Consider the following 25,601-nt stretch of genomic DNA (forward strand, 5'->3'; position numbering starts at 1 on the left):
GGGCGGCCACCCGTGGTGAACGCCCCGCGGAGCGGCCCGGCCGCCGTCATCCCGATCGCGAGGGCATGACCGCGATCAGCTCAGCAGCTCGGCGTTGAGGCTGATCGTCGTGCCGGAGAGGGCCTTGCTCACCGGGCAGTTCGCCTTGGCGGTCTCGGCCGCCTCCTGGAACTGCTCGGCCGTCAGGCCGGGAACCTGGGCGCGGACCGAGATGACGATCCCGGTGATGCCCTCGCCCGGCTGGAAGGTCACGTCGGCCTTCGTCTCCACGGTCTGGGGCGGGGTGCCGGCCTGGGCCAGGCCGTGGGAGAGGGCCATCGAGAAGCACGAGGAGTGGGCGGCCGCGATGAGCTCCTCCGGGGAGGTCTTGCCGTTGGCCTGCTCGGCGCGCGAGGGCCAGGACACGTCGAACGTGCCCACCCCCGAGGAGTCGAGGGAGACGCTGCCCGAACCGTCGAGCAGCGCGCCCTTCCACTGGGTCGTCGCGGTACGTGTCGTCGCCATGGCGATTGTCCTTTCGATCATGAACCGTTGGCCATGACCGACCCTACTCGGCGTCGTCACCTGGCCGTGACCCGGAGCGCCTCGTTGTTCCCGAACCCGTAAGACAGGGGTCAGAACGAGGCGCGCTCGATGAGGACGTCCAGGTCCAGGCCGGTGGGCAGGGTGCCGAAGGCGCGGCCCGCGTCGCCGGACAGGCGCGAGACGCAGAAGGCGTCGGCCACGGCCGCGGGAGCCAGCCGGACGAGCAGGGAGCCCTGCAGCACCAGCGCCATGTCCTCGGCGACGCGCCGGGCCCGGATCTCGAAGTCGGTGGTGTCGTCGAGGGACTTGCGCAGGCGGTCGGCGGCGGCGTCCAGGTGCCGGTCGGCCCCGGCGGCGAGCGCGACCTCGGCGAAGAACGCCTCCTGGGCCCCGGGCTCGCGGCCCAGGGCGCGCAGCACGTCCAGCGCCGCGACGTTGCCCGACCCCTCCCAGATGCCGTTCAGCGGCGATTCGCGGAACAGCCGCGGCATCTGAGACTCCTCGACGTAGCCGTTGCCCCCCAGGCACTCCAGCGCCTCCGCCGCGTGGACCGGGGCGCGCTTGCAGACCCAGTACTTGCCCACGGCCAGTGCGGTGCGGCGCAGCGCGGCCTCGGCCTGGTCACCGGCGATGGCCCGGTCGGTGGCCCCGGCGAGCCGCGTCATCAGGACGGTCGCCGCCTCCGACTCCAGGGCCAGGTCGGCCAGGACGTTGCGCATCAGCGGCTGGTCGGCGAGCTTCCTGCCGAACGCGCCGCGGTTCCTGGCGTGGTGGACGGCCTGCGTGACGCCGTACCGCATGCCGGCCGCGGAGCCGATCACGCAGTCGAGCCGGGTCATGTTGACCATCTCCAGGATGGTCCGCAGCCCCCGGCCCTCCTCGCCCACCAGCCAGGCCGTCGCGCCGTGGTACTCCACCTCGGCGCTGGCGTTGGACTTGTTGCCCAGCTTGTCCTTCAGCCGCATCAGGTGGACGGCGTTGCGGGTCCCGTCGGGAAGGACGCGGGGGAGCAGGAAGCACGACAGCCCGCCGGGGGCCTGGGCGAGGACCAGGAACACGTCGCACATCGGGGCGGAGTTGAACCACTTGTGGCCGGTCAGGAGGTAGCTTCCGTCGATCTGCGGTTCGGCGCGGGTGGTGCCCGCGCGCACGTCGGAGCCGCCCTGCTTCTCGGTCATCGCCATCCCGGCGAGCACGCCGCGCTTGCCGAGCGGCGGGCGCAGCCCGAAGTCGTAGCTCCGGGAGGCGAGCAGGGGCTCCCAGTCGGCGGCGAGCGCCGGGCTGTGGCGCAGCGCGGCGATCGAGGCGTAGGTCATCGAGATCGGGCAGCCGTGCCCGGCCTCGACCTGGCTCCAGACGAAGAACTTGGCGGCGCGGGCCACGTGCGCGCCCGGCCTGGCGCTCGACCACGGGGTGGCGTGCATGCCGTTGTCGACGGCGACGGTCATCAGCTCGTGCCAGGCGGGATGGAACTCGACCTCGTCGATCCGCCGCCCGTACCGGTCGTGGGTACGCAGGACGGGCGGGTGCTCGTTCGCCAGCCGTCCCCAGTCCTGGGCCTGCTCGGAACCGGCGAGGAGGCCGAGCCTGCGCAGTTCCCCGGTGGCCCACCCCGCGCCCTCGCGTTCCACGCCGTCCATCAGGGCGGCGTCGGCGGACACGTCGTGCCCGGTGAGCGGGTGAGCCTGGTTGAAGACGTCATGGGTCACGTGCGGCCTCCGGTGAATCATCCGGCTCGTCGCCGGCTTCTGTGCCTATCTCAACACCCTTCCGGAGGGGTGGCGCCCTTTATTGGGTGCTATATCCGATTTTCGTCCATAGTTGGACGCCGGTCGCCGGAAGTTCACCCCGCCGTACGCGGCCGGCGCCGGCCTGGCGCGGGTGCGTCCGCGCGGCCCGCGCCCACCCCGGCCGCGCGGACGGCCGCCCGCTGTGCCGAACGGCGTGGGGAACGACGTGGGGCAGGCCCCGGCCACCCACTGTCCCGGCGGCGTGGGGCAGGCCCCGGCTCGCCTCGATGACGCCGAGGCGGGCGCGGGGGCCGGGACCGGGAGTGCGGAGTGGCCGGGCGGGTGGGACGCCCGGCCCGTGGGTCAGGGGTTCTTGACCAGGTCGCGGACGTAGTCGTCGTCCTCGTCGCTCTCGGCGAGCACGCGGTCGACGCCCCGCTGGGCCCGCGCGTCGCCCCGGGTGGCCAGGCCCCGGGTGGCCTCGGCGACCGTGTTCAGGTCCTCGTCGTCGAGCCTGGCGGCGAGCGCGTCGCGGATCCGCTCGCTGTCCTTCGGGTCCTCCGACAGGCCCGCCAGGCCCATGGTGGCCCAGTCGCGCACCTCCGCGTCGGGATCCTCGGTCATGGAGACGAGCAGCGCGAGCCCCTCGGCGTGGCCCGGGGGCAGGACGGCGGCGAGCGCGGCCGGGTCGGCCTGGGTGCGGGTCCAGCCGTCGGCGGTGATGATCTCCAGCACCTCGGGCAGGGCGCGCGGGTCGGCGTGGTGGCCGAGCGCGCCGAGCACCGAGCGCAGCACCCGCTCGTCGCCCTCGGTGGCCGCCATCCGCCGCAGGATCGGCAGCGCCTCCTCCAGGTAGGGCTTCTCGTCGTCGGTGAACCCGAACTGGGCGATCACGTCGACGGCGAACTCACGCTTGCGCGGATCCTCGCTGGAGCACAGCCGCGCCGCCGCGTCGAAGGTCTCCCCGTCGCCGCGCCCGCTCAGCGAGCTCGCCACGGTCCACCAGGTCTCGGCCTCCTCGTCGACGTCCCGGTACGGCATCGCCCGCTCGACCAGGTCGTCGAACGGCAGCCGCTCGCCTGTGGCGTCCTCCAGCAGGGTGGCGACCGCCGCGTGCCCGCGCTGGCAGGTGAGCTCGGCCAGGCGGGTCCCGTCGGGGCCCACCGCCGCGACGGTCACCAGGTCGGTGCCGTCCTTCGCCCTGCTGCGGCCCACGACGAACTGCGAGTCCTCGGGGACCTGCTCGGTGAGCTGCTCCAGGAGCGCGCTCTCCAACTGGGTGCCCAGCCAGTCGTAGGCGATGGACAGCGGCGTGTCGCCGTCGCCGTCGGGCCGGTCGGCCTCGGCGCCCTCCTGCAGCAGCGCCTGCACGACGCCCAGCGCGCCGCGCCGGGCGGCCAGGGTGAGCGCGGTGTCGCCGTTCTCGGTGGCGTCCTCGGGGCTCGCCCCGGCGGCGAGCAGCGCGCGGGCCGCCTCGGCCCGCCCGTTGGCGGCGGCCCAGAGCAGGGCGGTCCACCCACCGGCCTCCCGCCCCGACACGTCGGCACCGGCGGCCAGCAGCGCCTCCAGGGCCTCGACGCGGTCCAGGGCGGCGGCGGCGGACAGGGGCAGCCCCCCGTCCTCGCCGCCGCTGATCCGGTTGGGGTCGGCTCCGTGGGCCAGCAGGGCGCGCACGACGGCCACGCGGCCCTGGTTCGATGCCAGGTAAAGGGCGGTGGGCTCTTCCGCGCCCTCGGGGTCGGCGCTCGTGCCGCTCCGCAGCAGCCGCTCGGCCAGCTCGGCGTCGTTGGCCGCCACCGCGTCCAGGAGTTCTCGGTACATGTCTCCGGATCATATGGCGTGCCTCACCGGCTCGGCCGTACGCCGGCCGCGCGCCCGGAGAGGACGCGCGGTGAGGACGCGCGGTGAGGACGCGCGGTGAGGACGCGCGGTGAGGACGCGCGGTGAGGACGCGCGGAGAGGCCCGGAGAGGATCAGAGAGGAGGTCCGGCGAGGAGGATCAGAGAGGAGGTCCGGAGAGGAGCCGTCATCCGATGTGTTTATCGGGCTTCCTTCTTTCGAGGGATCCTCTATCGGGGAAACTCGCGATATGTTGTGAGTTATGAATGATCCCGGGGAAATGCGGGTCTCGGACGCGGAGCGGGAAGCCATCGTCGAGCGGTTGCGGATCGCCTCCGTCGAGGGCCGCCTCACCCTCGGGGAGCTGACCGAGCGCACCGAGGCGGCCTACACCGCCCGCACCCAGGCACAACTGGCGGTGATCACCTCCGACCTGCCCGGCGGGCACCCGGCCCCCGCGCCCGCCTACCGTCCGCCCCCGCCGGAGCGCGGCCAGGTGCGGCGCTGGTTCGTGGCGGTGATGAGCAGCTCCAAGCGGCGCGGTTCGTGGCGGATCGACAAGCCGCTCGGCGCCGTCGCCGTGATGGGCGACGTCCTGCTGGACCTGCGCCAGGCCGAGGTCCGCACCGGGGGAGTGGTCGACATCATGGCCACCGCGGTCATGGGCAACGTGAAGATCATCGTCCCGGACGGGGTGGACGTCGAGCTCGACGGCATCGCCGTCATGGGGGACAAGAAGGTCCAGGTCGCCGAGGCGCCCCCGGGCACGAACGCGCCGCTCGTCCGGGTCACCGCCTACGCCTTCATGGGAGACGTCAAGGTGGTCGGGGACTCCAGGACCAAGCCGCTCAAGAAGGCCATAGCCGCCTGGCGCAAGCAGTGGGACGAGCTCACCGGCGAGTACGGCCACTACCAGGCCGGACCGGGCTCCCACCATCTCCACTCCCCCCACCCGGAGCGTTCGCAGCACCCGCACCCGCACGCGCCCCCGTGGCCCCCGGCGCCGCCCCAGCCTCCCCACCCCCCGCAGCCGCCCCGCCACTGACGGCGGCTCCGCCCTCCCCTTTCCGCGCGGAGAACTAGCCGGCTTGATCAGGACCAGACTCGCGGCCTGGGCTGCCCTCCCTCTCCCGCTCTTTCGCGCCCTCCGCGACCGAACCCCGGGACATGTGCAACGTCCCGGGACCCCCGGAGCGTAGTGATCGGTGACATACACCGAACAGTGAGGATTCCCCCGATGCGAGATCGGGCTGACTTCGAGCACTACGTGGAGCAACGCTCGGCCCGTCTCTTGCGGGCCGCCTACCTGCTGTGCCGCGACTGGGACACGGCGGAGGACCTGTTGCAGACGGCCCTGGCCAAGGCGTGGCTCGCCTGGCGCAGGGTGGGCGACGATCCGGATCCGTACGTCTACCGCATCCTGGTCAACACCCACGCCACCTGGTGGCGGCGCAGGTGGCGCGGAGAGACGCCGAGCGAGGTCCTCCCCGAGGCGCCTGACGGCGACGCGATGGACGCACTGGCCACGCGGGAGGCGGTCCGGCAGGTCCTGGCCGGGCTTCCCGGCAGGCAGCGGGCCGTGATCGTCCTGCGCTACTTCGCCGACCTGCCCGACCAGCGGATCGCCGAGATCCTCGGCTGCTCGGTGGCGACCGTACGCAGCCAGGCCAGCCGGGCACTGAGCAAGTTGCGCGTCGATCCCGCGGCCGTCGCTGCGATCACCACGGGGAGCTGAGTTGACATCCTCCCCACGACTGAAGTCGGGGGACTCCACCCCTCACGGGTTGGGTTTCCTGCTTCGCCAGGCCGTGCCTTCGCCGCTTTCGCGGATCGGGTCTTACCGGCCCTCCACCGGCGTTTCACCTCTCCGCCAGTCCGGCGGCGAGAATGTTTTTCGCGGCGTTAACGTCTCGATCATGGACGGCGCCGCAGGCACACACCCACGTCCGGACGCCCAACGGCATGGACCGCTGGGTCGTGCCGCACGCCGAGCACAGCTTCGACGAGGGGAACCAGCGGTCCACGACCAGAAGTTCCCGCCTGTACCACTGTGCTTTGTACTCCAGCATGGACCGCATCTCGCGCCACGAGGCGTCCGAGATCGCGCGGGCCAGGCTGTGATTCTTCACCATGGTGCGGACGGTGAGGTCCTCGATCACGACCGTTTGGTTCTCACGGACGAGACGAGTGGTGACCTTGTGCGGATGATCACGGCGACGGTCGGTGATGCGGGCGTGGACACGGGCGAGCGTGAGCCTAGCCTTCTGCCGGTTCGCCGAACCCTTCTCCTTCCGGGCGAGGTTGCGCTGAGCCTTGGCGAGTTTGCGGCGGTCGGTCCGCTCATGCCGAGGGTTGACGATCTTCTCTCCGGTGGAGAGCGTCGCCAACGCCGTGATACCCACATCCACACCGACGGTGTTGGCTGTAGGAGGGAGCGGGGAGATGCGGTCCTCGCACAGGATCGACACGAACCAACGCCCCGCCGCATCCTTCGACACCGTCACCGTGGACGGGTTCGCGTCCTCGGGCAGGGGGCGCGACCATACGACGTTCAGCGAGCCGTCCATCTTCGCCAGGGTGAGCCGGCCGTCTCGGCAGGTGAATGCGGAGCGGGTGTACTCGGCGCTGTGGCGGGACTTCTTGCGGGACTTGAACGTCGGATACTCGGCGCGCTGGGTGAAGAAGTTCGTGAACGCGGCCTGCAGGTGCCGCAGTGCCTGTTGCAGCGGCACCGACGACACCTCGTTCAAGAACGCCGGCTCGTCGGTGCGCTTCCACTCCGTCAAGGTGGCCGACGACTGCACATAGGAGATCCTGCGGCCTTCGAGGGTGTAGGCGCGGGTGCGCTCTTCGAGGGCCTTGTTGTGGACGAGGCGGGCGCAGCCGAACGTCCGGGTGAGCTCATCGGCCTGCTCGTTCGTCGGATGGAGGCGGAACTTGAACGCCCGCTTCACGATCTGCGCCACACCTCACGCTCTACCGCACGATCAGTTAAGTACGCATGTGTATTCGATCCCAGACCACGCGGCGCCGTGCCGCTTTTCCTCCCCAGGGCCAAAGCCCGGGGGCTCCACGCTGGAGGTATCCGATGACGATCAGCGAATCAGAATTGCGCGCGATCTTGAACGGAGACGAGGGCGAGGGCCGCAGCACTGGGGTGACCGTCGCCGGTGTCCACCGGCGCGTCCACGCGATCAGGCGCCGCCGCCGCTGGACGGCGGGCGGCGCGGTCGCGGCCGCCCTCACCGTCGCGATGGCCCTCAATACGCCCGCGGGCGGCGCCGCCGACGACCCGGACGTCTGGACCGGCGTCATGGCCCGGCCGTCCCCCACCGTCCCGACGACGTCGCAGCCGCTGGGCGGACCGTACCCCGGGGACGAGGTCGCGAGCGGCGACTACAGGACCGGCGGGAAACGCGAGCGACTCCGGATCGAATCCGGGAGCAAGCCGCTGAAAGTGACCGTCCACTGCTCCGGGCCGCTGCGGCGGGCGCTCGTCTGGATCGGGGACGGTCCTCCCCAGCGGCACCTCTGCGGAACCGGTCCCGACGGGTACACCATGGAGATCTACTGGGACAACGTGGGCGGCACGGTGATCGAGGGCGAGGATCGCCTGGCCGGGGAACGGGTCGTGTCCGCGGCCGTACTGCCCGGCGAGGTCGACAGGGCGGGCAGGACGGCCGGTGAGCTGGTCGGGGGGATGGAGGGCCTCTTCGAGGGCTGGGAGGAGGAGCTCGCCGGAGCGGAGCCCTTCCCCCTCAAGTGGTCGATCACGGTGCGGGAGATGATCCACCCGGTCTGCCGGGACAACGTACGCCAGGTGGATCCGCGCACCGGGGAGATGGTCCGCCTGAGCTGTGAGGGCGAGGGCGCCACACCTCCGGGCGGCCCCTGAGCGGGCCCGCCCCCGCCGCGCCTCAGGCGGTGGCGAGCATCGGGTGCCGGTGCGCGGCCCGCTCGTAGCGTTCGAGCAGCACCGCGGCGACCTCGGGGGCGGCGCCCAGCACGTCGGCGACGGCGTCGGCGCCCGCGGCCAGGGTCTCTCGGCGGATCTTGTCGGCGAAGTGGCCGGGGGCGAGCAGGTAGGGGGCGACCACGATCCGCGAGGCTCCCGAGCGGCGCAGGCGCAGCACGGCCTCCTCGGGGGTGGGGCCGGCGGCCGAGGCGTAGGCGGCGGTCACCGACCGCCAGCCGCGCAGCCTCGCCCAGTCTCCGGCGATCCCGGCGATCGTCGCGTTGGCCCGCCGGTCGCTGGAACCGGCCGAGACCAGCACCACGGCGGTGCCGGGCTCGCCGGGCCGCACGCCCGCCTCGGCCAGGCGCCGCTCCAGCGCAGTGACCAGCAGCGGGTGCGGGCCCAGCGTGGCGCCCGCGCGCACCCGCAGCAGGGGCCTGCGGGCCGTCGCCTCGGCCAGCGCGCCGGGGATGTCGACCCGGCTGTGGTAGGCCTCGGTGAGCAGCAGCGGCAGCACCGCCGCCTCGGCCAGCCCCGACAGCGCCATGGGAAGCGTCGGGGAGGCGTGGTCGAGGTAGGCGGTGCGTACGAGGAGACCGGGCCGCGCGTCCCGTACCAGGTCGAGCAGGTCCTCCACCGTCGCGGCGGCGCGCGGGTCGCGGGACCCGTGCGCCACCGCGACCAGCGGCATCCCGGGGGCCGTGCCGGTGGCACGCCACGTCATACGTGGAGCCCGCACTCGGTCTTGCCCATGCCCGCCCAGCGGCCGCTGCGCGGGTCCTCTCCCGGGGCGACCTGGCGGGTGCAGGGGGCGCAGCCGATCGAGGGATAGTTGTCGTAGTGCAGCGGGTTGATCAGCACCCCGTTGTCGGCCATGTAGTTGTCGACGTCCTCCTGCGTCCACCTGGCGATCGGGTTGATCTTGACCATCTGGCGCTTGGCGTCCCACTCGACGACCTTGACTCCGGCGCGGGTGACTGCCTCGTCGCGGCGGATGCCGGAGACCCAGGCGAGGTAGGGCTCCAGGGCGCGGTTGAGCGGCTCGACCTTGCGCAGGTAGCAGCACAGGTCGGGGTTGCGTCCGAACAGGCGCGGACCCAGGTCGCGCTCCTGCTCGGCGACCGTGCGGGACGGCTTCACGTCGATCACGTTCACGTCGTAGACCTGCTGGACGGCGTCACGGGTGCCGATCGTCTCGGCGAAGTGGTACCCGGTGTCGATGAACAGCACGTCCACGCCCGGCTTGACCCGGCTGACCAGGTCGATCAGCAGGGCGTCGCTCATCGAGGCGGTCAGGCAGAGCCGGTCGCCGAAGGTCGCCGCCGCCCAGCGGATGATCTCAAGGGCCGAGGCGTCCTCGAGGAACCGCGCGGCGGACTCGACGATCTCCTGCAGATCGAGCGTCCCCCGCTGCTGACGTAACCCGACTTCGATGTCCACCAGTGTCATCGCTCGTTCACCCAATCCTCATTCGCCGCGCGGGCAGGTCGTGCCGCGCGGACATCTGCGCTCGTCGTCGTGCCGGAATTCACCGTGCGGGCCGTCCGGGCCGCGGTGACCTCGCCGGACGGAGAGGTCACCGCGGCCGTCACGTTCGCCGCGTCGGATTCGCCGCGCGTCACGAGCGCACCCCGATTCCGAGAAACTTCAGCTTGAAGGCGCGCACGCACGACCGGCAGTACCAGCCGCCGTCGCCCTCGTAGGGCTCCAGGTCTTCCTCGCCGCAGTACGGGCAGTGGAAGGGAACGGCTCGCTCGCTCATCCGTTCCTCCCCGTCCCGCTCGTCCGCCGCGGACCGGCGTACCGGCCGTTCACTTCAGGTCCGCGTCGTCGGCGCGCTGCACCCAGTCGGAGAAGGTCTCGTCCTCGTCCTTCTGCTTCTCGAAGTTGCGGAGCACGCGCTCCACGTAGTCGGGAAGCTCCTCGGAGGTGGTCTTCAGGCCGCGGACCTTGCGGCCGAAGCCGGGGTTGACGCCCAGCGAGCCGCCCAGGTGGATCTGGAAGCCCTCGACCTGCTCGCCCTTGTCGTTGACGACGAGCTGGCCCTTGAGGCCGATGTCGGCGACCTGGATGCGGGCACAGGAGTTGGGGCAGCCGTTGACGTTGATGGTGAGCGGGCTCTTGAAGTCGGGCAGCCGCTGCTCCAGCTCGTCGATCAGGTCGGCCGCGGTGACCTTGGTCTCGACGATGGCCAGCTTGCAGAACTCGATCCCGGTGCACGCCATGGTCTGGCGGCGGAAGGTGGAGGGGTTGACCCGCAGGTCGCTCGCCTCCAGCTCGGCGACGAGGCTGTCGACCCTGTCGGGCGCCACGTCGAGGATGACCATCTTCTGCTCGACCGTGGTGTGCACCCGGTCGGAGCCGTGCCGCTCGGCGATGTCGGCGATGAGGTGCAGCTTGTCGCCGTCGAGGCGGCCGACCTTCGGGGCGAAGCCGACGTAGAAGTTGCCGTCCTTCTGCGGGAAGACGCCCACGTGGTCCCGGCGGCCGCCGCGCGGCTGCTCGGGGGCGGGGCCGTCGGGCAGGACGTACCCCAGGTACTCCTTCTCCAGGACGTCGCGGAACTTCTCGACGCCCCAGTCGTTGATCAGGAACTTGATCCTGGCCCGGTGGCGCAGGCGGCGGTAGCCGTAGTCGCGGAAGATGCCGATCACGCCGCCGTAGGCGGGGGCGACCTGCTCCGGGGTGAGGAAGACGCCCAGCCGCTTGGCCAGCATCGGGTTGGTCGACAGGCCGCCGCCCACCCACAGGTCGAAGCCGCGCTCGCCGTTCTCGTTCACCACGCCCACGAACGCCACGTCGTTGATCTCGTGCACGGTGCAGTGCGCCGGGCACCCGCTCACCGCGGCCTTGAACTTGCGCGGCAGGTTGGAGAAGGCCGGGTCGCCGATGTAGGTGTCGTGGATCTCCTGGACCAGCGCGGAGCCGTCGATGACCTCGTCGGTGTCGATCCCGGCCAGCGGGCAGCCCAGGATGACGCGCGGGGTGTCGCCGCAGGCCTCGGTGGTGGACAGGCCCACCGACTCCAGGCGCTCCCAGATGTCGGGGACGGCCTCGATCTCGATCCAGTGCAGCTGGATGTTCTGCCGGTCGGTGACGTCGGCGGTGCCCCGGCCGTAGAGGTTGGAGATGTCGGCGATGACGCGCAGCTGGGCCAGGTTGAGGCGGCCGCCGTCGATCCTGACGCGGAGCATGAAGTAGCGGTCGTCGAGCTCCTCCGGCTCCAGGATCGCGGTCTTGCCGCCGTCGATCCCGGGCTTGCGCTGGGTGTAGAGCCCGAACCAGCGCATCCGGCCGCGCAGGTCGGCGGGGTCGATGGAGTCGAAGCCGCGCTTGGAGTAGACGTCGATGATCCGCTGACGGACGTTGAGGCCGTCGTCGTTCTTCTTGTTCTCCTCGTTCTTGTTCAGGGGCTCGCGGTAGCCGAGAGCCCACTGACCTTCGCCGCGCGGGCGCTTGTGATGTCGATTCGCCGACCGGGCTGGGGTCGTCATGTGCGCGTCCTTTTTGTGGCTCGATGGAATGATTTCCGGACGCGCACGGCGGCACCTCCCGCCTCGTCGTTGAGTGCGGGGGTTGATTACTCAGAGGAGGACGCCTGTTACGCGGCCGAGCTGGATGAAATCAGCAGGGGGCGACGGTTAACGGACGTCACAACAGATGGCACTGCGGACACGCAGAAGGTCGACGTGGCGTCGCACGACGAGCAACGGGTCCGCTGGCATGTCTACGACGATACCCCGGGCCTCGTGGATGTCCAACGCCAGGTCCACTATCTGGACTGGGCGCGGACCCGGACGGCGGACCCGGGTGAGGACACGGGGACCCAGGGCCAAGGGGACATGAGGCCACGGGGCCAAGGGGACATGAGGACAGGGGGACACGGGCGTGGGAGTCCGGGCCCGCGCCGGGGCGCCGGAGGGGCCGGGGGCGGGATCCGGGTCATCCCCGGCGGAGCGGGAGCCGGGTCACCCCTGACGCGGCCAGTCCAGCGCCGTCTCCTTGGGCTTCGGGGCGGGCTGGTGCTGGCAGTCGCACCACGAGCCTCCCCGGCACTTCTCGTGCCGCCGCTCCTTGCAGTCCTCGCAGATCATGGGTCCATTCTGCTCCGTTCCCTCTAGAACATCACTCGGTTACCCTTGTCTGGGCCGCGACAGGGAGGCGTCATGGGGCTGATGGGCGAGCTGCTGGCGGATCTGCGCGCCGAGACGGCCGAGTTCGACGCCATGATCGAGGGGCTCGGCCCCAAGGAGTGGGAGCTGCCCACCCCGGCCGAGGGCTGGGCGGTCCGGGACCAGGTCGGTCATCTCGCCTGGTTCGACGACGCCGCCACCGTCTCCGCCGACGATCCCGAGGCGTTCCGCGCCGCCCTGCCCGCGTTCCTCGCCCGCGGGGACTCCGCGGTGGACGAGCTCGCCGCCGCCTCGCGCGGCCTGACCGCCGCCCAGCTCCACGAGTGGTTCCGTGAGGCGAGGGCCCGCGGCCTGGAGTCCTTCGCCCGGCTGGACGCCGGTGCCAGGCTGCCCTGGTACGGACCCGAGATGTCGGCCGCGTCCTTCGTCACCGCGCGCCTGATGGAGACCTGGGCCCACGGGCAGGACGTGGCGGACGCGCTCGGCGTCACGCGCGTGCCGACCGCGAGGCTCAGGCACGTGGCGACGCTCGGGGTGCGCGCCATGCCGTACGGCTTCGCGGTGCGCGGCCTGGAGCCGCCGTCGCGCCCGGTTCGGGTGGAGCTGACCATGCCCGACGGGTCGCCCTGGGAAGCGGGACCCCCGGACGCCGCCGACGTGGTCCGCGGCTCCATGATCGACTTCTGCCTCCTGGTGGTCCGGCGCCGCCACCTCGCCGACACGTCCCTGCGGGTGCGCGGCGAGACCGCCCGGACGTGGACCGCGATCGCCCAGGCCTTCGCCGGGCCGCCGGGCGGGGAACGGGCCCCGCTCGGGCCGGGGGTCCGATCAGGGTCGTCTCAGGGGGACACCGGATGGAACCGGCCTCCTTCTGCCTGACATGCTCGGAAATATGCGGACCCTGTTGAACGTCATCTGGCTGGTCTTCGCGGGAATCTGGCTGGCGATGGGCTACGTTCTCGCGGGGATCGTGTGCTGTGTCCTGATCATCACGATCCCGTTCGGCATCGCGTCGTTCCGGATCGCCGCCTACGCGCTGTGGCCCTTCGGCCGGACCGTGGTGCGCGACCCCGACGCGGGGGCGCTGTCGGCCATCGGCAACGTGATCTGGTTCGTCGTGGCCGGGATCTGGCTCGCGATCGGGCACCTGCTCACCTCGATCCCGCTCTTCCTGTCGATCATCGGCATCCCGCTGGGCCTGGCCAACCTCAAGCTGATCCCGGTCTCCCTGCTGCCCTTGGGCGCGCGCATCGTCGACACCGGCGACGTCGAGGCGTTCTACCGCAGGTAGGTTTCGCCGCGGGGGGTGCGGGCAGGTGGGCGAGATTCGATCGTTGCCCGCCCGACTCGTGATCAAGCGCGGCTAGGAATACCGTTGTGTGGCATGACGTCCACTGATGCCCCGGCCCATCGGCCCGGGCCCGAGCGGCGCCCTCCGCGCGGGCCCGGGACGCGGTTGCGCGCCGGGATCGCGTGGATCCGCGGTACGGACGTCTGGGCCAGGCTGCGGGCGCTGCTCTCGTGGATCCGCGGCACCGACGTGTGGACCCTGGTCGTCGCCACCACGAACGCGGGCGTCACCTACCGCGTCACCGGCCTGGCGGGTGAGGCGGCCTTCTTCGCGCTGCTGTCGCTGCCGCCGTTCATGCTCGGCCTGATCGGCGTGCTCGGCCAGCTGACCCGGGTGTTCGGCCCGGAGACGGTCAAGAACGTCAGCGACTGGATCGACCAGCAGGCCCACCTGCTCTTCACCGACAACGCCGTCGACACCGTCGTCACCCCCCTCATCGAGGACGTGCTGAAACCCGAGAACCAGGTCTCGCTGATCTCCCTGGGCTTCCTGCTCGCGCTCTGGTCGGGCTCGCGGGCGTTGTTCGTCTACGTCGACCTGATCTCGGTCGCCTACGGCCTCGGCGAGGAGCGCGGCATCATCCGCACCCGCCTGATGTCCTTCGGGTTCTACCTCGCGGGCCTGCTGATCGGGCTGGTGGTGATGCCGGTGCTCGTCCTCGGCCCGGCCGCGCTGCGCGGGGCGCTGCCGGCCGACTACGCCGTGCTGGTCGACATCCTCTACTGGCCGGTGGTCGTCATCGGCTCGGTGATCTTCCTCACCCTGCTCTACCACGTGAGCGTGCCCGTACGCACGCGCTGGTGGCGCGAGCTGCCGGGAGCGGTGCTCGCGCTCGTCATCTGGATCGTCTGCGCCGCCGTGCTGCGCGCGGTCCTCGCCGCCTGGTTCTCGCCGGTCTCGATCTACGGCTCGCTCGCCGCCCCCATCGCCGTGCTGCTGTGGCTCTACATCACCGCGCTGGCGGTGCTCATCGGCGCCACGCTCAACGCCGAGGTCGACCGGCTCTGGCCCGTCGAGGGCGCAGGTCGCGCCGGGCGCGGGGCCCAGTCCGCTATCGTCTAAGCCGCGACTGGCGCATAAGGTGGGAGAGACCACCGGGGAGCGGAAGGGCGAGGAGGCCGAGCGCCTGGGTCTTCGCGCGATGTCGACGATGACAGGGGAGTGAAGGCGCATGAGCGCTCTTTCCAGCGTGGATCCGCAGATCGCAGAGCTCATCAAGGCCGAGGAGCGGCGGCAGTCCGACACCGTCAAGCTGATCGCCTCGGAGAACTACGTCTCCAAGGCCGTCCTCGAGGCCACGGGCACCGTCCTGACCAACAAATACTCCGAGGGCTACGCCGGCAAGCGTTACTACGAGGGCCAGCAGGTCATCGACCAGATCGAGACCCTCGCCATCGACAGGGCCAAGGCCCTGTTCGGCGTGAACCACGCCAACGTGCAGCCCTACTCGGGCTCGCCCGCCAACCTCGCCATCTACCTGGCCTTCCTGAAGCCGGGCGAGACGGTGATGGGCATGGGCCTGCCGTTCGGAGGCCACCTGACCCACGGCTGGTCGGTCTCGGCCACCGGCAAGTGGTTCAACCCGGTCCGCTACGGCGTGCGGCAGGACACCGGCCGCGTCGACATGGACGAGGTGCGCGAGATCGCCCTCCGAGAGCGTCCCAAGCTGATCTTCTGCGGTGGCACCGCGGTCCCGCGCACGATCGACTTCCCGGCCTTCGCCGAGATCGCGCGCGAGGTCGGGGCCGTGCTCGCCGCCGACATCGCGCACATCGCGGGCCTGGTGGCCGGTGGCGCCCACCCGTCGCCGGTCGGCCACGCGGACGTCATCTCCACCACCACCCACAAGACCCTGCGCGGTCCCCGGGGCGCGATGCTCATGGCCACCTCCGACGAGCACGCCACCGCCCTCAACAAGGCCGTCTTCCCCGGCCTGCAGGGCGGGCCGCACAACCACACCACCGCGGCCATCGCGGTGGCGCTCAAGGAGGCGTCGACCGACGACTTCAAGGACTACGCCCGCCAGGTCGTCCTGAACGCGCAGGCGCTGGCCGAGGAGCTGCTGGGCCGGGGCTTCGACCTGGTCTCCGGCGGCACCGACAACCACCTCATCCTGTTCGACCTCACCCCCAAGGGCATCGGCGGCAAGCCCGCCGCCCAGGCCCTCGACAGGGCCGGGCTGGAGACCAACTACAACAGCGTGCCCTTCGACACCCGCAAGCCGTTCGACCCCTCGGGCATCCGCATCGGCACCGCGGGCGTGACCAGCAGGGGCATGGGCGTCGCGGAGATGCGGCAGATCGGCGCCTGGATCGACCAGGTCGTCACCGCCCTCGCCAAGGACGAGGAAGAGGCCAAGCACGTGATCACCCGGGTCCACGGCGAGGTCAGGGAGCTCACCTCCCACTTCCCCGCCCCCGGCCTGTGACCGTGCCCCTCGCGGCGGGCTCGCCCCTCGCGTGACCTTCGCGGGGGCCGCGGGTCCCCGGGGCAGGGAGGTCTCCGGGGCGCCGTGACGCGCTGATCGACTGTACAGAGCAGGACGAGAACGCCCGGCCGGGATCTCCCGGCCGGGCGTTCTCGCGTGGCCGGGTGTCGCGGCGGCCGGGAGATCCACCTCGGAGCCGGAGCCAGGGCTGGAGCGAGGGGCAGGGCCGGAGCCTCGGCACGAGGGGCCGGGACACGCCGGGCGACGGCGGTGTCCGGCGTGTCCCGGCGGGCCGGAACCCTCCGGGCCGGGCCCGGGAAACACCGTAAATGTGTTTGCGCCGGACGGGAGGCGCTGCGCTAGAGTTCTCCCCGAGACGCCGTCCGGGAGACGCACGGCCACGAGGCGACAGGAGGTGGGGACTATGCGGGTCTTTCTGGTGAGCCTGCCGTCCGTCAACCTCCGGGTGCCCGCCTAGCCGATTCGCGACAGGGCACCCGGCCTTCCACAAGGGTGCTTACGTTGTCTTCGTCAATCGTCTCTTCCTCATCCGTTCTCACCGCGCTCGGCTGGAACGACTCCTTCGCCGCCGAGCTTCCCGCGGGCCTGACCCCGGCCCGGGTCTCCCGCGTCGATCGGGGGGCCGCCGAGGTGCTCACGGCCTCCGGTCATCTCCGGGCCGACTACGGCGCCAGGGTGCGGCGCGACGCCGCCGCCGACCCCGTGGCCCTGCCCTGCGTCGGCGACTGGGCTGGGCTCCGCCGCCTGGCCGAGGGCCGTTTCGAGCTGGAGGCGCTGCTGCCCCGGCGCACCGCGTTCGTGCGCGGCGGCGTCGCCAGGGTCTCCAGGGGCGGGCTCTCCGGAGACTCCAAGGGGCAGGTGCTCGCCGCCAACGTCGACGTCGTCTTCGTCGCCGAACCCGCCCTGCACGCCACCGACACCGCCGACCTGGGCAGGATCGAGCGGCTGCTCGCGCTCGCCTGGGAGAGCGGGGGCCGTCCCGTGGTGCTCGTCACCAAGTCCGACCTGATCGGCGAGGGCCTCGGTTTCCTGATGGACGAGGTCGCCTCGGCGGCACCGGGTGTGGACGTGCACCCGGTCTGCTCCCTCACGGGCGAGGGGGTCGACATCGTCCGCGGATACCTCCAGGGCACGGGCACCGCGGTGGTGCTCGGTGCCTCGGGTGCGGGCAAGTCGACGCTCGTCAACGCCCTGGCGGGGGAGGGGGTCATGGAGACCCAGCAGGTCAGGGCCGGAGACGGCCGGGGCCGCCACACCACCGTGCACCGCGAGCTCATCCCGCTGGCGGGAGGCGGCCTCGTCATCGACACGCCGGGCATCCGCCGCGTCGGCCTGTACGACATGGGCGAGGGCGTGGACATGGTCTTCTCGGACCTGGAGGAGCTCGCCGAGCGGTGCCGGTTCGGTGACTGCCGCCACGACAGCGAGCCGGGCTGCGCCGTGATCGCCGCGATCGAGGACGGCACGCTCCCCGAGCGGCGGCTGGAAAGCTGGCACAAGCTCCAGAGGGAGGCCGCGTGGATGGCGTCCAGGAGTGACGCGCGGCTCCGCAAGGAGCTTCAGGGCAAGTGGAAGAGCATCACCAAGGAGATGCGGAAGACGGGCCGCAACAGGCCCTGACCCTCGGGGAAAGCCCGCCGTGCGGTCGCCCGCCCCGGGCGCCGCACGAGCGGGGCCCGACACGACAACGTGTGATCTCGCAGGGGGTGCGCGAGATCACACGTGCGGGGGAAGCCGGGTGGAGGTACTGCTCAGGCGACGGCACTGATGCCGGCGCTGGCGGCGCGGCGCATACGACGACGACGCTCGGAGGCGCGCTCGTCCTCGTTCAGACCGCCCCAGGTGCCGTACTTCTCCGGCCGGGAAAGCGCGTAGTCCAGGCACTCTGCGCGAACAGGGCACTGGGCGCAGATCGCCTTGGCCTTGCGCTCGCGGATGTCACGCTCGGGCTGGCGCTCGCCGTCGGGGCCGAAGAAGAGCACGAGGTCCTCGCCCCGGCACGCGGCGTCATCCTGCCAGCCCCAGCTGGGCCGAGGCCGGGCGGTCTGCCGACGTACCTGAGACATGAGAAAACCACCTTATAGTGAGAGGTATTTCTGGTTAATGCCGCATTGGACGCTTGTGACGTCCCTGGGTCCAACGCCTGGATTGGCCGTGATGTTCCCTCAGGTCAGATCAGGGCGGACGTGGCGTACCGCACAGGGGTGAGCCTGTCCAGCGTGACCAGCCGGTAGGTAGTGATCGTATCGGCGCAAGCCGTACCGCATGGCGTTGTCAGCGTCATGGGTTCAACCACTACCCGAAAACGAGCGCCACTACCGCGCAGAAATGCCTCGGTGACGGCGCCGTCCAACCTGGAGGACTCCACGGCCACTCCGCCAACCGAGAGATCACCCGTATGAATGCGGATGAAATGCTCAGCGGCCTGCAGTGGCTCAGGGATGCCTGCGCGTCCCCGGAAACGGTCGAGGATGACCTCGCCGGACCGGTACGCGTCGGCTGCCGCGATCGCAGCAGCCTGAGACATGCTGCCGTAGTAAAGCCCGTGTGGCAAGCACACGAGGTTGGCGGCGTATCGATCGCCGCCAACATGTGATGTTTCCCATACTGTGTCCGGCAATGTTTTTGCCAAGGACCGAGCTAGGGGTAGTCCAATGCGGGCGCAGCACGCGTTGCGCTTGGCATGCGTGCAGACCAGAAAAACCGGCTCACTCACAAGTATGCAGGACTCCGGGACCACTCCGGCCACCACGCTGTCAAGGTTAAGATCGTCCGGACCTGCGATGACGCCTTCGGCGATCCATGGCCGGGCGGAACCGGAGTCGGCGATCATGACGTGAATGCCGGTTTCCTCGGGGTTCCTGCGTCCGGGGCGACGGATCAGCTGGGGCCGGATGCCGAGCCGGGTGGCGCGTTTGATAAGGATGTGAACATCCTCGGGGAGGCTGCAGTCCTCCAGGTGCGAGGCCCAGGGGCCGGAGTGCTCGATGAGCAGCCAGAAGCGGGCTCCGACGGTCGCGCTGGCGTAGACCGGCAGCTCGCCGGTGTGGCAGCCCGGCGGGTGCGCGCACCCCTTGGGTGCCGTGCCCGCCCCGCTCGCGACGCTTCCCGTGCTCACGCTCTCTCCTCGGTCCTCCTGTTAGGTAAGACTAACCTAACAGGTGAACCGAAGGGGCGAGAGTGAAACGATCATAGGCGTGTGAAGGCGACGCGCCCGCGAGAGGGATCCGGTGACGTGACGGCTCCCCCGGTTCGCGGCCCCCGGTCCGCGGCCCCGGCTTGCTGCTCGCGCCTACCGGTGGACGGGGCGAGGCCGGACGGGGCCGGTGGGCCGGTGCGACGCGTGCCGGAGAGGTTCGGTGGTTTCGGCGGTTTCCCGGTCCGGGGCTCCCGGCGGACGGGCGCGGGTGTGGATGGGGTCAGTAGGCCAGTGCGGCGCGTGCCAGGGGAAGGGCCGCGGCGCGGTCCTGCGGGACGAGGCCGATCCTGGTCCGCCGGTCGAGGAGGTCGTCCACGTCCAGGGCGCCCTCGTGCCTGACGGCCCAGACGAGATCGGCCCCGGTGACCCCGGTCGGCCCGGGTTCGGCCAGCCAGGGGTCCTCCGCCATCAGGGCCCGTACGGCGTCCGCCTCGCTCCCGTACCGCTCCCGCAGCCGGTCCACCTCCTGGTCCCCCTCGCCGTTCGTGCCATTTCCGCTATTTCCACCGTTCCTGCCGTTTCTGTCGTTCCCGTTGCGCGCGCCGTCGGGGCTTTCGGGGCCGTTCGCCGGGACGGCCCCGACGAGGGGGATCTCGGCCGTGCGGCTCCGCCCCGCGTCGAGCCGGCCCAGCGACACGGCCCGGTCGACCGCGTCCTCGGCCATCCGCCGGTACGTGGTGAGCTTGCCGCCCACGATCGTCACCATCCCGTCCGGCGTGGTCAGCAGCGCGTGCCTCCTGGACAGGTCGGCGGTGCGGCCGTCGGCGGCGATCAGTGGCCGCAGCCCCGCGTAGGTCCCGGCGACGTCCTCGCGCCGGATCGGCTCCTCCAGCACGGAGTTCAGGACGGCGAGCAGGAAGATCACGTCCTCCTCGGGCACCGGCGGGACGTCCGGGACGGGGCCGTCCACCGGTTCGTCGGTGAGGCCGACGTGGACCCGCCCGTCGGGCTGGGGGAGGACCAGGGCGAAGCGGTTGCTCTCCCCGGGGATCGGCACGTGCAGTCCCGCGGCCAGCCCCGGCAGCGTCTCGGGCCGCAGCACCAGGTGGGTGCCGCGCGAGGGGCGTAACCGGATGCCCGGGTGCAGCCCGGCGGCCCAGACGCCGGTGGCGTTGACCGCCGTCCTGGCCCGGATCGTGAAGGTGTCCCCGTCGAGCTCGTCGCGGACCAGCGCGCCGTCGCCGGACAGCTCCAGCGCCCGGCAGCGCGTCAGTATCCTCGCCCCCAGGGCGGCGGCCGTCCTGGCCACGGTGACCACCAGGCGGGCGTCGTCGACCAGCCGCCCGTCCCACGACAGCAGGGCGCCGCGCAGCCCTCGCGAGGTCAGCGGCGAGGCGAGGGCGAGGGTCTGCGCGGCGGAGATCCGCGAGGGGCCCGGCAGGAGGTGGCGAGGCGTGCGCGTGGCGATGCGCAGCCCCTCTCCGACGCGGTACCCGGTCATCACCAGCGCCGCGTGACGGCGGGAGACCTCCGGGACCAGCGGCAGCAGGTAGGGGTGGGCCCTGACCAGGTGCGGCGCGGTGCGCCCGAGCAGGAGGCCGCGCTCCACCGCGCTCTCGTACGCCACCCCGACCTGCCCCTTGGCCAGGTAGCGGAGCCCGCCGTGGATCATCTTGGAACTCCACCGGGAGGTCCCGAAGGCCATGTCGTGGGCGTCGATCGCGGCCACGGAGAGGCCCCGGGAGGCCGCGTCGAGCGCGGCCCCGGCGCCGGTGGCGCCCAGGCCCACCACCAGCACGTCCACCACGAGGTCGCGTACCTCGGCCAGCTCGCGTTCGCGGCGGGCGGCGTTGAGAGAGGAGTTCACGGTCGCAGGTACCTTTCCAGGAGCGTGGCGAGCTCGGCGTCCAGGTCGTCCAGTCCGACCGGGGGGACCGGGGAGGCCGGGTCGTCAAGACCGGCCGGGTCGGCCGGGGTCTCCGGACCGGCAGGGTCGAGCATGGTCGGACCGGAGAGCAGGAACGACTGGGCGGTCAGCAGCACGGCCCTGGACAGCCTCGCCGGGTCACCGGGGCGCACGGTGCCCTCCTCCTGACCTCGGACGATCGCGGCCTCGACGAGAGCGAGCATGGCCTCGTGGCTGGCGCCCCTGCGGTCCAGCAGGTAGGGCAGGAGCAGCTCCGGGTCGACCTCGACGATCTTCCGCCAGAGCGGGTGGCCGCGCAGTGCCCCTACCACCGCCACCGCCGAGGTGACCGGGTCCCCGGTCGCGAACCGGTCCGCGACGCGTACCCACTCGCGGGTCATCAGGTCGGCGACGAGGGTGCGCACGTCGGGCCAGTGGCGGTAGATCGTCATGCGGGAGAGCCCGGCCCTGCGTGCCACGTCGGTGAGCGTGGTGCGACGCACCCCCACCGCGAGGACCGCCGCGCGGGCGGCGTCCAGGACCCGGTCGGTGTTCTCCATGTCTGCGTTGTGACGAATAGACGTCATGTGTCACAGTGTAAGGGTGGAAAACCCGACAAGCGCTGCGGATCCCATGCTCTGGTCCGGCTGGGGCGACCCCGGCAAGGCCGCCGACCTGCCGGAACCGGTCAGAAAACTTCTCCAGGACGTGCTGGGCGTGCGCCCGCGACAGGACCGGGCCGCCGAGCTCGGCGAGGTGCGGCTGCCCGCCGCGCCCCTCCCCCCGCCCGCGCTGGCGGAGCTGCGCGGCATCGTCGGCGCCGGCCACGTGCGCGCCGACGACGAGTCCCGCGTCCGGCACACCCGGGGCAAGTCCACCCCCGACCTGATGCGCATGCGCGCCGGAGACGGCTCCGACGCCCCCGACGCCGTGGTGCTGCCCGGTTCGCACCGCGAGGTGCTGGAGGTGCTGGCGGCCTGCGCCGCGCACCGGGTCGCGGTGGTCCCGTTCGGCGGCGGAACCTCCGTGGTCGGCGGCCTGGTCGCGACCCGGCGGGGCTTCGCCGGTGTCGTCGCGCTGGACCTGGCCAGACTGGACCGGCTGGTCGCCGTCGACGCGGAGTCGATGGTCGCCGAGATGGAGCCGGGACTGCGGGCCCCGGAGGCCGAGCGGCTTCTGGCCGGGCACGGACTCACCCTAGGTCACTTCCCGCAGTCGTTCGAGTACGCCACGCTAGGAGGCTTCGCCGCCGCCCGCTCCAGCGGCCAGGCCTCGGCCGGGTACGGGCGCTTCGACGACATGGTCGTCGGCATGACCGTGGCCACCCCGCGCGGCACCCTGGAACTCGGCAGGGCGCCCAAGTCGGCGGCCGGGCCCGACCTGCGCCAGGTGATCCTCGGCTCCGAGGGCGCCTTCGGGGTGATCACCTCCCTGCGGCTCCGCGTCCGGCGCGCGCCCGCCGAGCGGGTCTACGAGGGGTGGCGGTTCGCGTCTTTCGCGGAGGGGTCGGCCGCGCTGCGCCACCTCGTCCAGGAGGGCGTCGTGCCCACCGTGCTGCGCCTGTCCGACGAGACCGAGACGATGGTCGGCCTGGCCCGCCCCGGCGAGATCGGCGCCTCGCCGACCGGCGCGGGCTGCCTGGCGATCGCCGGGTACGAGGGCTTCTCCGAGGTGCCCGCCCTGCGGGAGCGGGTCGCCGCCGCGCTGTCCGGCCTCGGCGGCGTCCCCCTCGGCACGGAGCCGGGGGAGTCGTGGGCCCACGGGCGCTACTCCGCGCCCTACCTGCGCGACTCGCTGCTCGCCGCGGGGGCGACCGTCGAGACGCTGGAGACGGCCGGTTTCTGGTCCAACCTGCCCCGCCTCTACGACGCCGTACGGCTCTCGCTGCACGCCTCGCTCGGCTCGCCGCTGGTCATGTGCCACATCTCCCACGTGTACGGCACCGGCGCCTCCCTGTACTTCACGGTCGTCACGGCACAGGACGAGGACCCCGTCGGGCAGTGGGAGGCGGCCAAACGGTCGGTCACCGAGGCGATCGTCGCCGCCGGGGGCACCGTCTCGCACCACCACGGCGTCGGCCGCGACCACCGGGAGGCCTACGCGACCGAGATCGGCGACCTGGGCGTGGAGATCCTGCGCGGGATCAAGGACCGGCTCGACCCCGAGGGCGTCCTCAACCCAGGCGTTCTCGTTCCCGCGGAGAGGTGACGCGCACGGAGAGGTGACGCGCACGGAGAGGTGACGCGCACGGAGAGGTGACGCGCACGGAGAGGTGCGGCAGGGGAGTTCGGCCGGCGCCGGGGAGCGCGGGCAGGGCCGGGGGAGGTCGGCCAAGGCCGGGGGTTCGGCCAAGGCCGGGGGTTCGGGCAGGGCCGGGGGTTCGGGCAGGGCCGGGGGTTCGGGCAGGGGGAGGTCGGCCGGGTTCGGCTGGGGAGGTCCGGGCGGGGGCGCGACCGGGTCCGGCCGGGGGGACCGGGAGGGCCGGGAACTGCGCCGGGTCCGGCCCGTTGCCCGGGCGGGGGTGGTCAACCGGCGACCACGAGCTTCTCCATGGCCTCGCGGAGCGGCCCGGGGATCCCGGCGGGCCTGCGTGTCTCCCGGTCGACGAACACGTGGACGAAGTGGCCCTCCGCCACGACCGTCTCGCCGTCCTCGCGGAACAGTCCCAGCTCGTACCGGACGCTGGAGCGGCCCAGGTGGCCGACCCGCAGCCCGACCCTGACGGCCTCGGGGAAGGACACCGAGGCCCGGTAGACGCAGTGCGACTCGACGCACAGGCCGATGGCGTCGCCATCGTGGATGTCCAGGCCGGCGGTCCTGATCAGCCAGGTGTTGATCACCGTGTCCATCATCGAGTAGTGGACGGCGTTGTTGACGTGGCCGTAGACGTCGTTGTCCTTCCACCTGGTCGGAACCGTCTCCCAGTAGGCGTACACGGTAGAACCATATTCCAGAGGGTGGCCGCTCCGGGGAGCCGGGGCGAGTTCCGGACAGGCCGGTCCTGATAGTGGAAGAGGGTGTGCGGCCCTTTAAGATCATTGCCAAGATATGGGGCATGGTTGACATAGGACAGGCGGCGGAGCGCGGGCGTGAGGCCTCCTCCCGGGTGTCGAAGGAGGGTGCCGGCTGGTCCTGCGCCCAGACGGGCACCTTCACGGACCTGCTGCCCGGCAAGGAGACCTTCTCCTGGCTGAACCCGCGCACCATCTGGCGGTCGCGGAACGAGGTCCTCGCGATCCTGTTCGGAGACCCCTCGGGCCAGGTGCGGGCGCGCTGGGTGGGCTCCCAGCGGGACCGGGGCGTCGACCCCTCCTTCCGCATCCCGATGGACGTCGGCCCCGAGTTCTCCTTCCTGGTCCTCGGCGACACGGGGGAGGGCGACGCCTCGCAGTACGCCGTCGTGCCGGGCATGCTCAAGATCGGCGAGGGCACCTCCTTCGCGGTCGTCGCCAGTGACGTGATCTACCCCACCGGTTCGGGCAACGAGTACGAGGACAAGTTCTTCCGCCCCTACCAGGACTACCGGGCGCCGATCTACGCGATCCCCGGCAACCACGACTGGTACGACGGGCTCGGCGGCTTCATGCGCGTCTTCTGCGACGCCCCGGCGCTGGCGGCCGAGGACGAGGGGTTCAAGCTGTCGCCCTCGGGGCTGCGCGGCCTGCTCTGGCGCAAGCCGGAGAAGATCGACGAGGCCCGGCTGGCCAGGGCGCGCGAGCGGCGGGCGAGGCCCGAGCAGCGGGCCGTGCAGCCCGCCCCCTACTGGGCGATGGAGACCCCGGGGCTGCTCATCGTCGGCGTGGACACCGGGATCCGCGGCGACATCGACAGGGAGCAGGCCGACTGGCTGCGCACGGTCTCCCGCGACCCCCGGCCCAAGGTGCTGATCACCGGCAAGCCCATCTACACCCGCAACGACTACAAGCCGTCGAAGCTGGCCGGCGGCGGCACCGTCGACGACATCGTCACCGATCCCGCGCACAACTACGTCGCGGCGATCGGTGGCGACGTGCACAACTACCAGCGCTTCCCGATCAAGGTCGGGGAGCGGACCATCCAGTATCTCGTGGCGGGCGGCTCCGGTGCCTTCATGCACGCCACCCACACCATCCCGAGGGTCACCGTCGGCGGCCTGGACGAGGACGACTACCGCTGCTACCCGCTGCGCGGCGACTCGCTGTCGTTCTACAGCAGGCTCTACAGCGACCGGCTGCGCATGCGCTGGCTCTATCTCACCCCCGACGAGAGCGCGGCGCTGATGTCCCGCCGGATCGGCAACACCCCGGTACGGGACATCCCGCCCGTGCCGATCACCCGGCGGATGAGGTGGGCGGCCCGGATCCTCGGCGGGTGGCCGATGCCGCTGCGATTGCCCGTGGGCAGGACCTTCCACCGCTACCTGTCTGAGCTGTCCGACTGGGACACCCCGCCGTTCTTCAAGAGCTTCCTGCACATCTCGGTGACCCCCGAGACGCTGAGGATCCGCTGCTTCGCCGCCACCGGCTGCCTGCCGCAGGAGATCGAACCCCCGCTCGAGGACGAGATCGCCATCCCGCTCGTCTGATCGAGAATGT

The 25,601-nt window shown here is 71.6% G+C and carries 24 protein-coding genes and 1 riboswitch; of the genes, 10 read left to right on the forward strand and 14 right to left on the reverse strand.

All coding sequences use genetic code 11. The features are described 5' to 3' along the window. Nucleotides 1-75 precede the first annotated feature (75 nt). From ACFFRH_RS32005 to ACFFRH_RS32015, 3 genes are all read right to left on the reverse strand, one after another. Complete coding sequence (locus ACFFRH_RS32005; RefSeq protein WP_329083919.1) at nt 76-504, reverse strand: OsmC family protein; 429 nt, start codon at nt 502-504, stop codon at nt 76-78. A 110-nt stretch (nt 505-614) separates the two neighbouring features. Next, entirely contained in the window at nt 615-2,255 is a 1,641-nt protein-coding gene (locus tag ACFFRH_RS32010) for an isovaleryl-CoA dehydrogenase (protein ID WP_446697427.1), read from the reverse strand. A gap of 363 nt (nt 2,256-2,618) precedes the next feature. After that, a complete protein-coding gene (locus ACFFRH_RS32015) occupies nt 2,619-4,076 on the reverse strand; it encodes an ankyrin repeat domain-containing protein (RefSeq protein ID WP_344746668.1) in 1,458 nt (485 codons plus the stop codon). A 280-nt stretch (nt 4,077-4,356) separates the two neighbouring features. On the opposite strand from ACFFRH_RS32015, the gene ACFFRH_RS32020 reads away from it, so the two are divergent. Further along, nucleotides 4,357-5,139 carry a DUF1707 SHOCT-like domain-containing protein gene (locus ACFFRH_RS32020; protein ID WP_386161186.1) on the forward strand — a complete coding sequence of 261 codons (783 nt, stop codon included), beginning with the start codon at nt 4,357-4,359 and terminating at the stop codon, nt 5,137-5,139. A 192-nt stretch (nt 5,140-5,331) separates the two neighbouring features. Further along, on the forward strand, nt 5,332-5,829 hold the full coding sequence (locus ACFFRH_RS32025; RefSeq protein ID WP_344746666.1) for a SigE family RNA polymerase sigma factor: 498 nt from the start codon (nt 5,332-5,334) through the stop codon (nt 5,827-5,829). 124 nt (nt 5,830-5,953) lie between these two features. Here ACFFRH_RS32025 and ACFFRH_RS32030 read toward each other — a convergent pair whose 3' ends face one another. Next, complete coding sequence (locus ACFFRH_RS32030) at nt 5,954-7,060, reverse strand: RNA-guided endonuclease InsQ/TnpB family protein (protein WP_344746665.1); 1,107 nt, start codon at nt 7,058-7,060, stop codon at nt 5,954-5,956. Between the two features lie 122 nt (nt 7,061-7,182). Here ACFFRH_RS32030 and ACFFRH_RS32035 point away from each other — a divergent pair, with 122 nt between their 5' ends. After that, on the forward strand, nt 7,183-7,989 hold the full coding sequence (locus ACFFRH_RS32035; protein WP_344746664.1) for a hypothetical protein: 807 nt from the start codon (nt 7,183-7,185) through the stop codon (nt 7,987-7,989). A 22-nt stretch (nt 7,990-8,011) separates the two neighbouring features. On the opposite strand, the gene ACFFRH_RS32040 is transcribed toward ACFFRH_RS32035, so the two are convergent. From ACFFRH_RS32040 to ACFFRH_RS32060, 5 genes are all read right to left on the reverse strand, one after another. Next, nucleotides 8,012-8,773, reverse strand: coding sequence for a sirohydrochlorin chelatase (locus ACFFRH_RS32040; RefSeq protein ID WP_344746663.1), 762 nt, complete (start codon nt 8,771-8,773; stop codon nt 8,012-8,014). After that, a complete protein-coding gene (locus ACFFRH_RS32045; RefSeq protein WP_344746662.1) occupies nt 8,770-9,498 on the reverse strand; it encodes a phosphoadenylyl-sulfate reductase in 729 nt (242 codons plus the stop codon). Before ACFFRH_RS32045 ends, ACFFRH_RS32040 begins: the two co-directional genes overlap by 4 nt. Before the next feature lie 169 nt (nt 9,499-9,667). Continuing rightward, nucleotides 9,668-9,811, reverse strand: coding sequence for a hypothetical protein (locus tag ACFFRH_RS32050; protein ID WP_012893136.1), 144 nt, complete (start codon nt 9,809-9,811; stop codon nt 9,668-9,670). Between the two features lie 49 nt (nt 9,812-9,860). Then, complete coding sequence (locus ACFFRH_RS32055; protein ID WP_344746661.1) at nt 9,861-11,543, reverse strand: nitrite/sulfite reductase; 1,683 nt, start codon at nt 11,541-11,543, stop codon at nt 9,861-9,863. A 474-nt stretch (nt 11,544-12,017) separates the two neighbouring features. After that, entirely contained in the window at nt 12,018-12,143 is a 126-nt protein-coding gene (locus ACFFRH_RS32060) for a hypothetical protein (RefSeq protein ID WP_344746660.1), read from the reverse strand. A gap of 72 nt (nt 12,144-12,215) precedes the next feature. Between ACFFRH_RS32060 and ACFFRH_RS32065 the strand changes: the two genes are divergently transcribed. The 5 genes from ACFFRH_RS32065 to rsgA all read left to right on the forward strand — a co-directional run bounded on the left by ACFFRH_RS32065 (nt 12,216) and on the right by rsgA (nt 17,602). Further along, on the forward strand, nt 12,216-13,061 hold the full coding sequence (locus tag ACFFRH_RS32065; protein WP_344746659.1) for a TIGR03084 family metal-binding protein: 846 nt from the start codon (nt 12,216-12,218) through the stop codon (nt 13,059-13,061). A 13-nt stretch (nt 13,062-13,074) separates the two neighbouring features. Then, nucleotides 13,075-13,473 (forward strand): YccF domain-containing protein, encoded by a 399-nt coding sequence (locus ACFFRH_RS32070; protein WP_344746658.1) that lies wholly within the window; start codon nt 13,075-13,077, stop codon nt 13,471-13,473. A 93-nt stretch (nt 13,474-13,566) separates the two neighbouring features. Further along, nucleotides 13,567-14,595: a YihY/virulence factor BrkB family protein gene (locus tag ACFFRH_RS32075; RefSeq protein WP_344746657.1), complete on the forward strand. Its 1,029-nt coding sequence runs from the start codon at nt 13,567-13,569 to the stop codon at nt 14,593-14,595. After that, a riboswitch (ZMP/ZTP riboswitch) is annotated at nt 14,589-14,672 on the forward strand. Its footprint overlaps the gene before it by 7 nt. 32 nt (nt 14,673-14,704) lie before the next feature. Continuing rightward, nucleotides 14,705-15,961 carry a serine hydroxymethyltransferase gene (gene glyA, locus ACFFRH_RS32080; protein WP_344746656.1) on the forward strand — a complete coding sequence of 419 codons (1,257 nt, stop codon included), beginning with the start codon at nt 14,705-14,707 and terminating at the stop codon, nt 15,959-15,961. 522 nt (nt 15,962-16,483) lie between these two features. Next, a complete protein-coding gene (rsgA, locus tag ACFFRH_RS32085) occupies nt 16,484-17,602 on the forward strand; it encodes a ribosome small subunit-dependent GTPase A (RefSeq protein WP_344746655.1) in 1,119 nt (372 codons plus the stop codon). Nucleotides 17,603-17,733: 131 nt separating this feature from the next. Here the strand turns inward: rsgA and ACFFRH_RS32090 are convergent, their stop codons facing one another. The 4 genes from ACFFRH_RS32090 to ACFFRH_RS32105 all read right to left on the reverse strand — a co-directional run bounded on the left by ACFFRH_RS32090 (nt 17,734) and on the right by ACFFRH_RS32105 (nt 21,614). Beyond that, entirely contained in the window at nt 17,734-18,048 is a 315-nt protein-coding gene (locus tag ACFFRH_RS32090; RefSeq protein ID WP_012893126.1) for a WhiB family transcriptional regulator, read from the reverse strand. A 104-nt stretch (nt 18,049-18,152) separates the two neighbouring features. Next, nucleotides 18,153-19,100, reverse strand: a complete 948-nt coding sequence (locus tag ACFFRH_RS32095; RefSeq protein ID WP_344746653.1) for a ferredoxin family protein — start codon at nt 19,098-19,100, stop codon at nt 18,153-18,155. A gap of 301 nt (nt 19,101-19,401) precedes the next feature. Continuing rightward, nucleotides 19,402-20,988 (reverse strand): glycerol-3-phosphate dehydrogenase/oxidase, encoded by a 1,587-nt coding sequence (locus ACFFRH_RS32100; RefSeq protein ID WP_344746652.1) that lies wholly within the window; start codon nt 20,986-20,988, stop codon nt 19,402-19,404. Next, complete coding sequence (locus tag ACFFRH_RS32105; protein ID WP_386161187.1) at nt 20,985-21,614, reverse strand: TetR/AcrR family transcriptional regulator; 630 nt, start codon at nt 21,612-21,614, stop codon at nt 20,985-20,987. Before ACFFRH_RS32105 ends, ACFFRH_RS32100 begins: the two co-directional genes overlap by 4 nt. Before the next feature lie 46 nt (nt 21,615-21,660). Here ACFFRH_RS32105 and ACFFRH_RS32110 point away from each other — a divergent pair, with 46 nt between their 5' ends. Continuing rightward, nucleotides 21,661-23,235, forward strand: coding sequence for an FAD-binding oxidoreductase (locus ACFFRH_RS32110; protein ID WP_344746650.1), 1,575 nt, complete (start codon nt 21,661-21,663; stop codon nt 23,233-23,235). 317 nt (nt 23,236-23,552) lie between these two features. Here ACFFRH_RS32110 and ACFFRH_RS32115 read toward each other — a convergent pair whose 3' ends face one another. Continuing rightward, nucleotides 23,553-23,963 (reverse strand): acyl-CoA thioesterase, encoded by a 411-nt coding sequence (locus tag ACFFRH_RS32115; protein WP_344746649.1) that lies wholly within the window; start codon nt 23,961-23,963, stop codon nt 23,553-23,555. Between the two features lie 119 nt (nt 23,964-24,082). Between ACFFRH_RS32115 and ACFFRH_RS32120 the strand changes: the two genes are divergently transcribed. After that, on the forward strand, nt 24,083-25,591 hold the full coding sequence (locus ACFFRH_RS32120) for a metallophosphoesterase family protein (protein ID WP_344746648.1): 1,509 nt from the start codon (nt 24,083-24,085) through the stop codon (nt 25,589-25,591). Nucleotides 25,592-25,601 lie beyond the last annotated feature (10 nt).

Origin of the sequence: Streptosporangium vulgare (assembly GCF_042428775.1) — a bacterium.
Lineage (GTDB): Bacteria > Actinomycetota > Actinomycetes > Streptosporangiales > Streptosporangiaceae > Streptosporangium > Streptosporangium vulgare.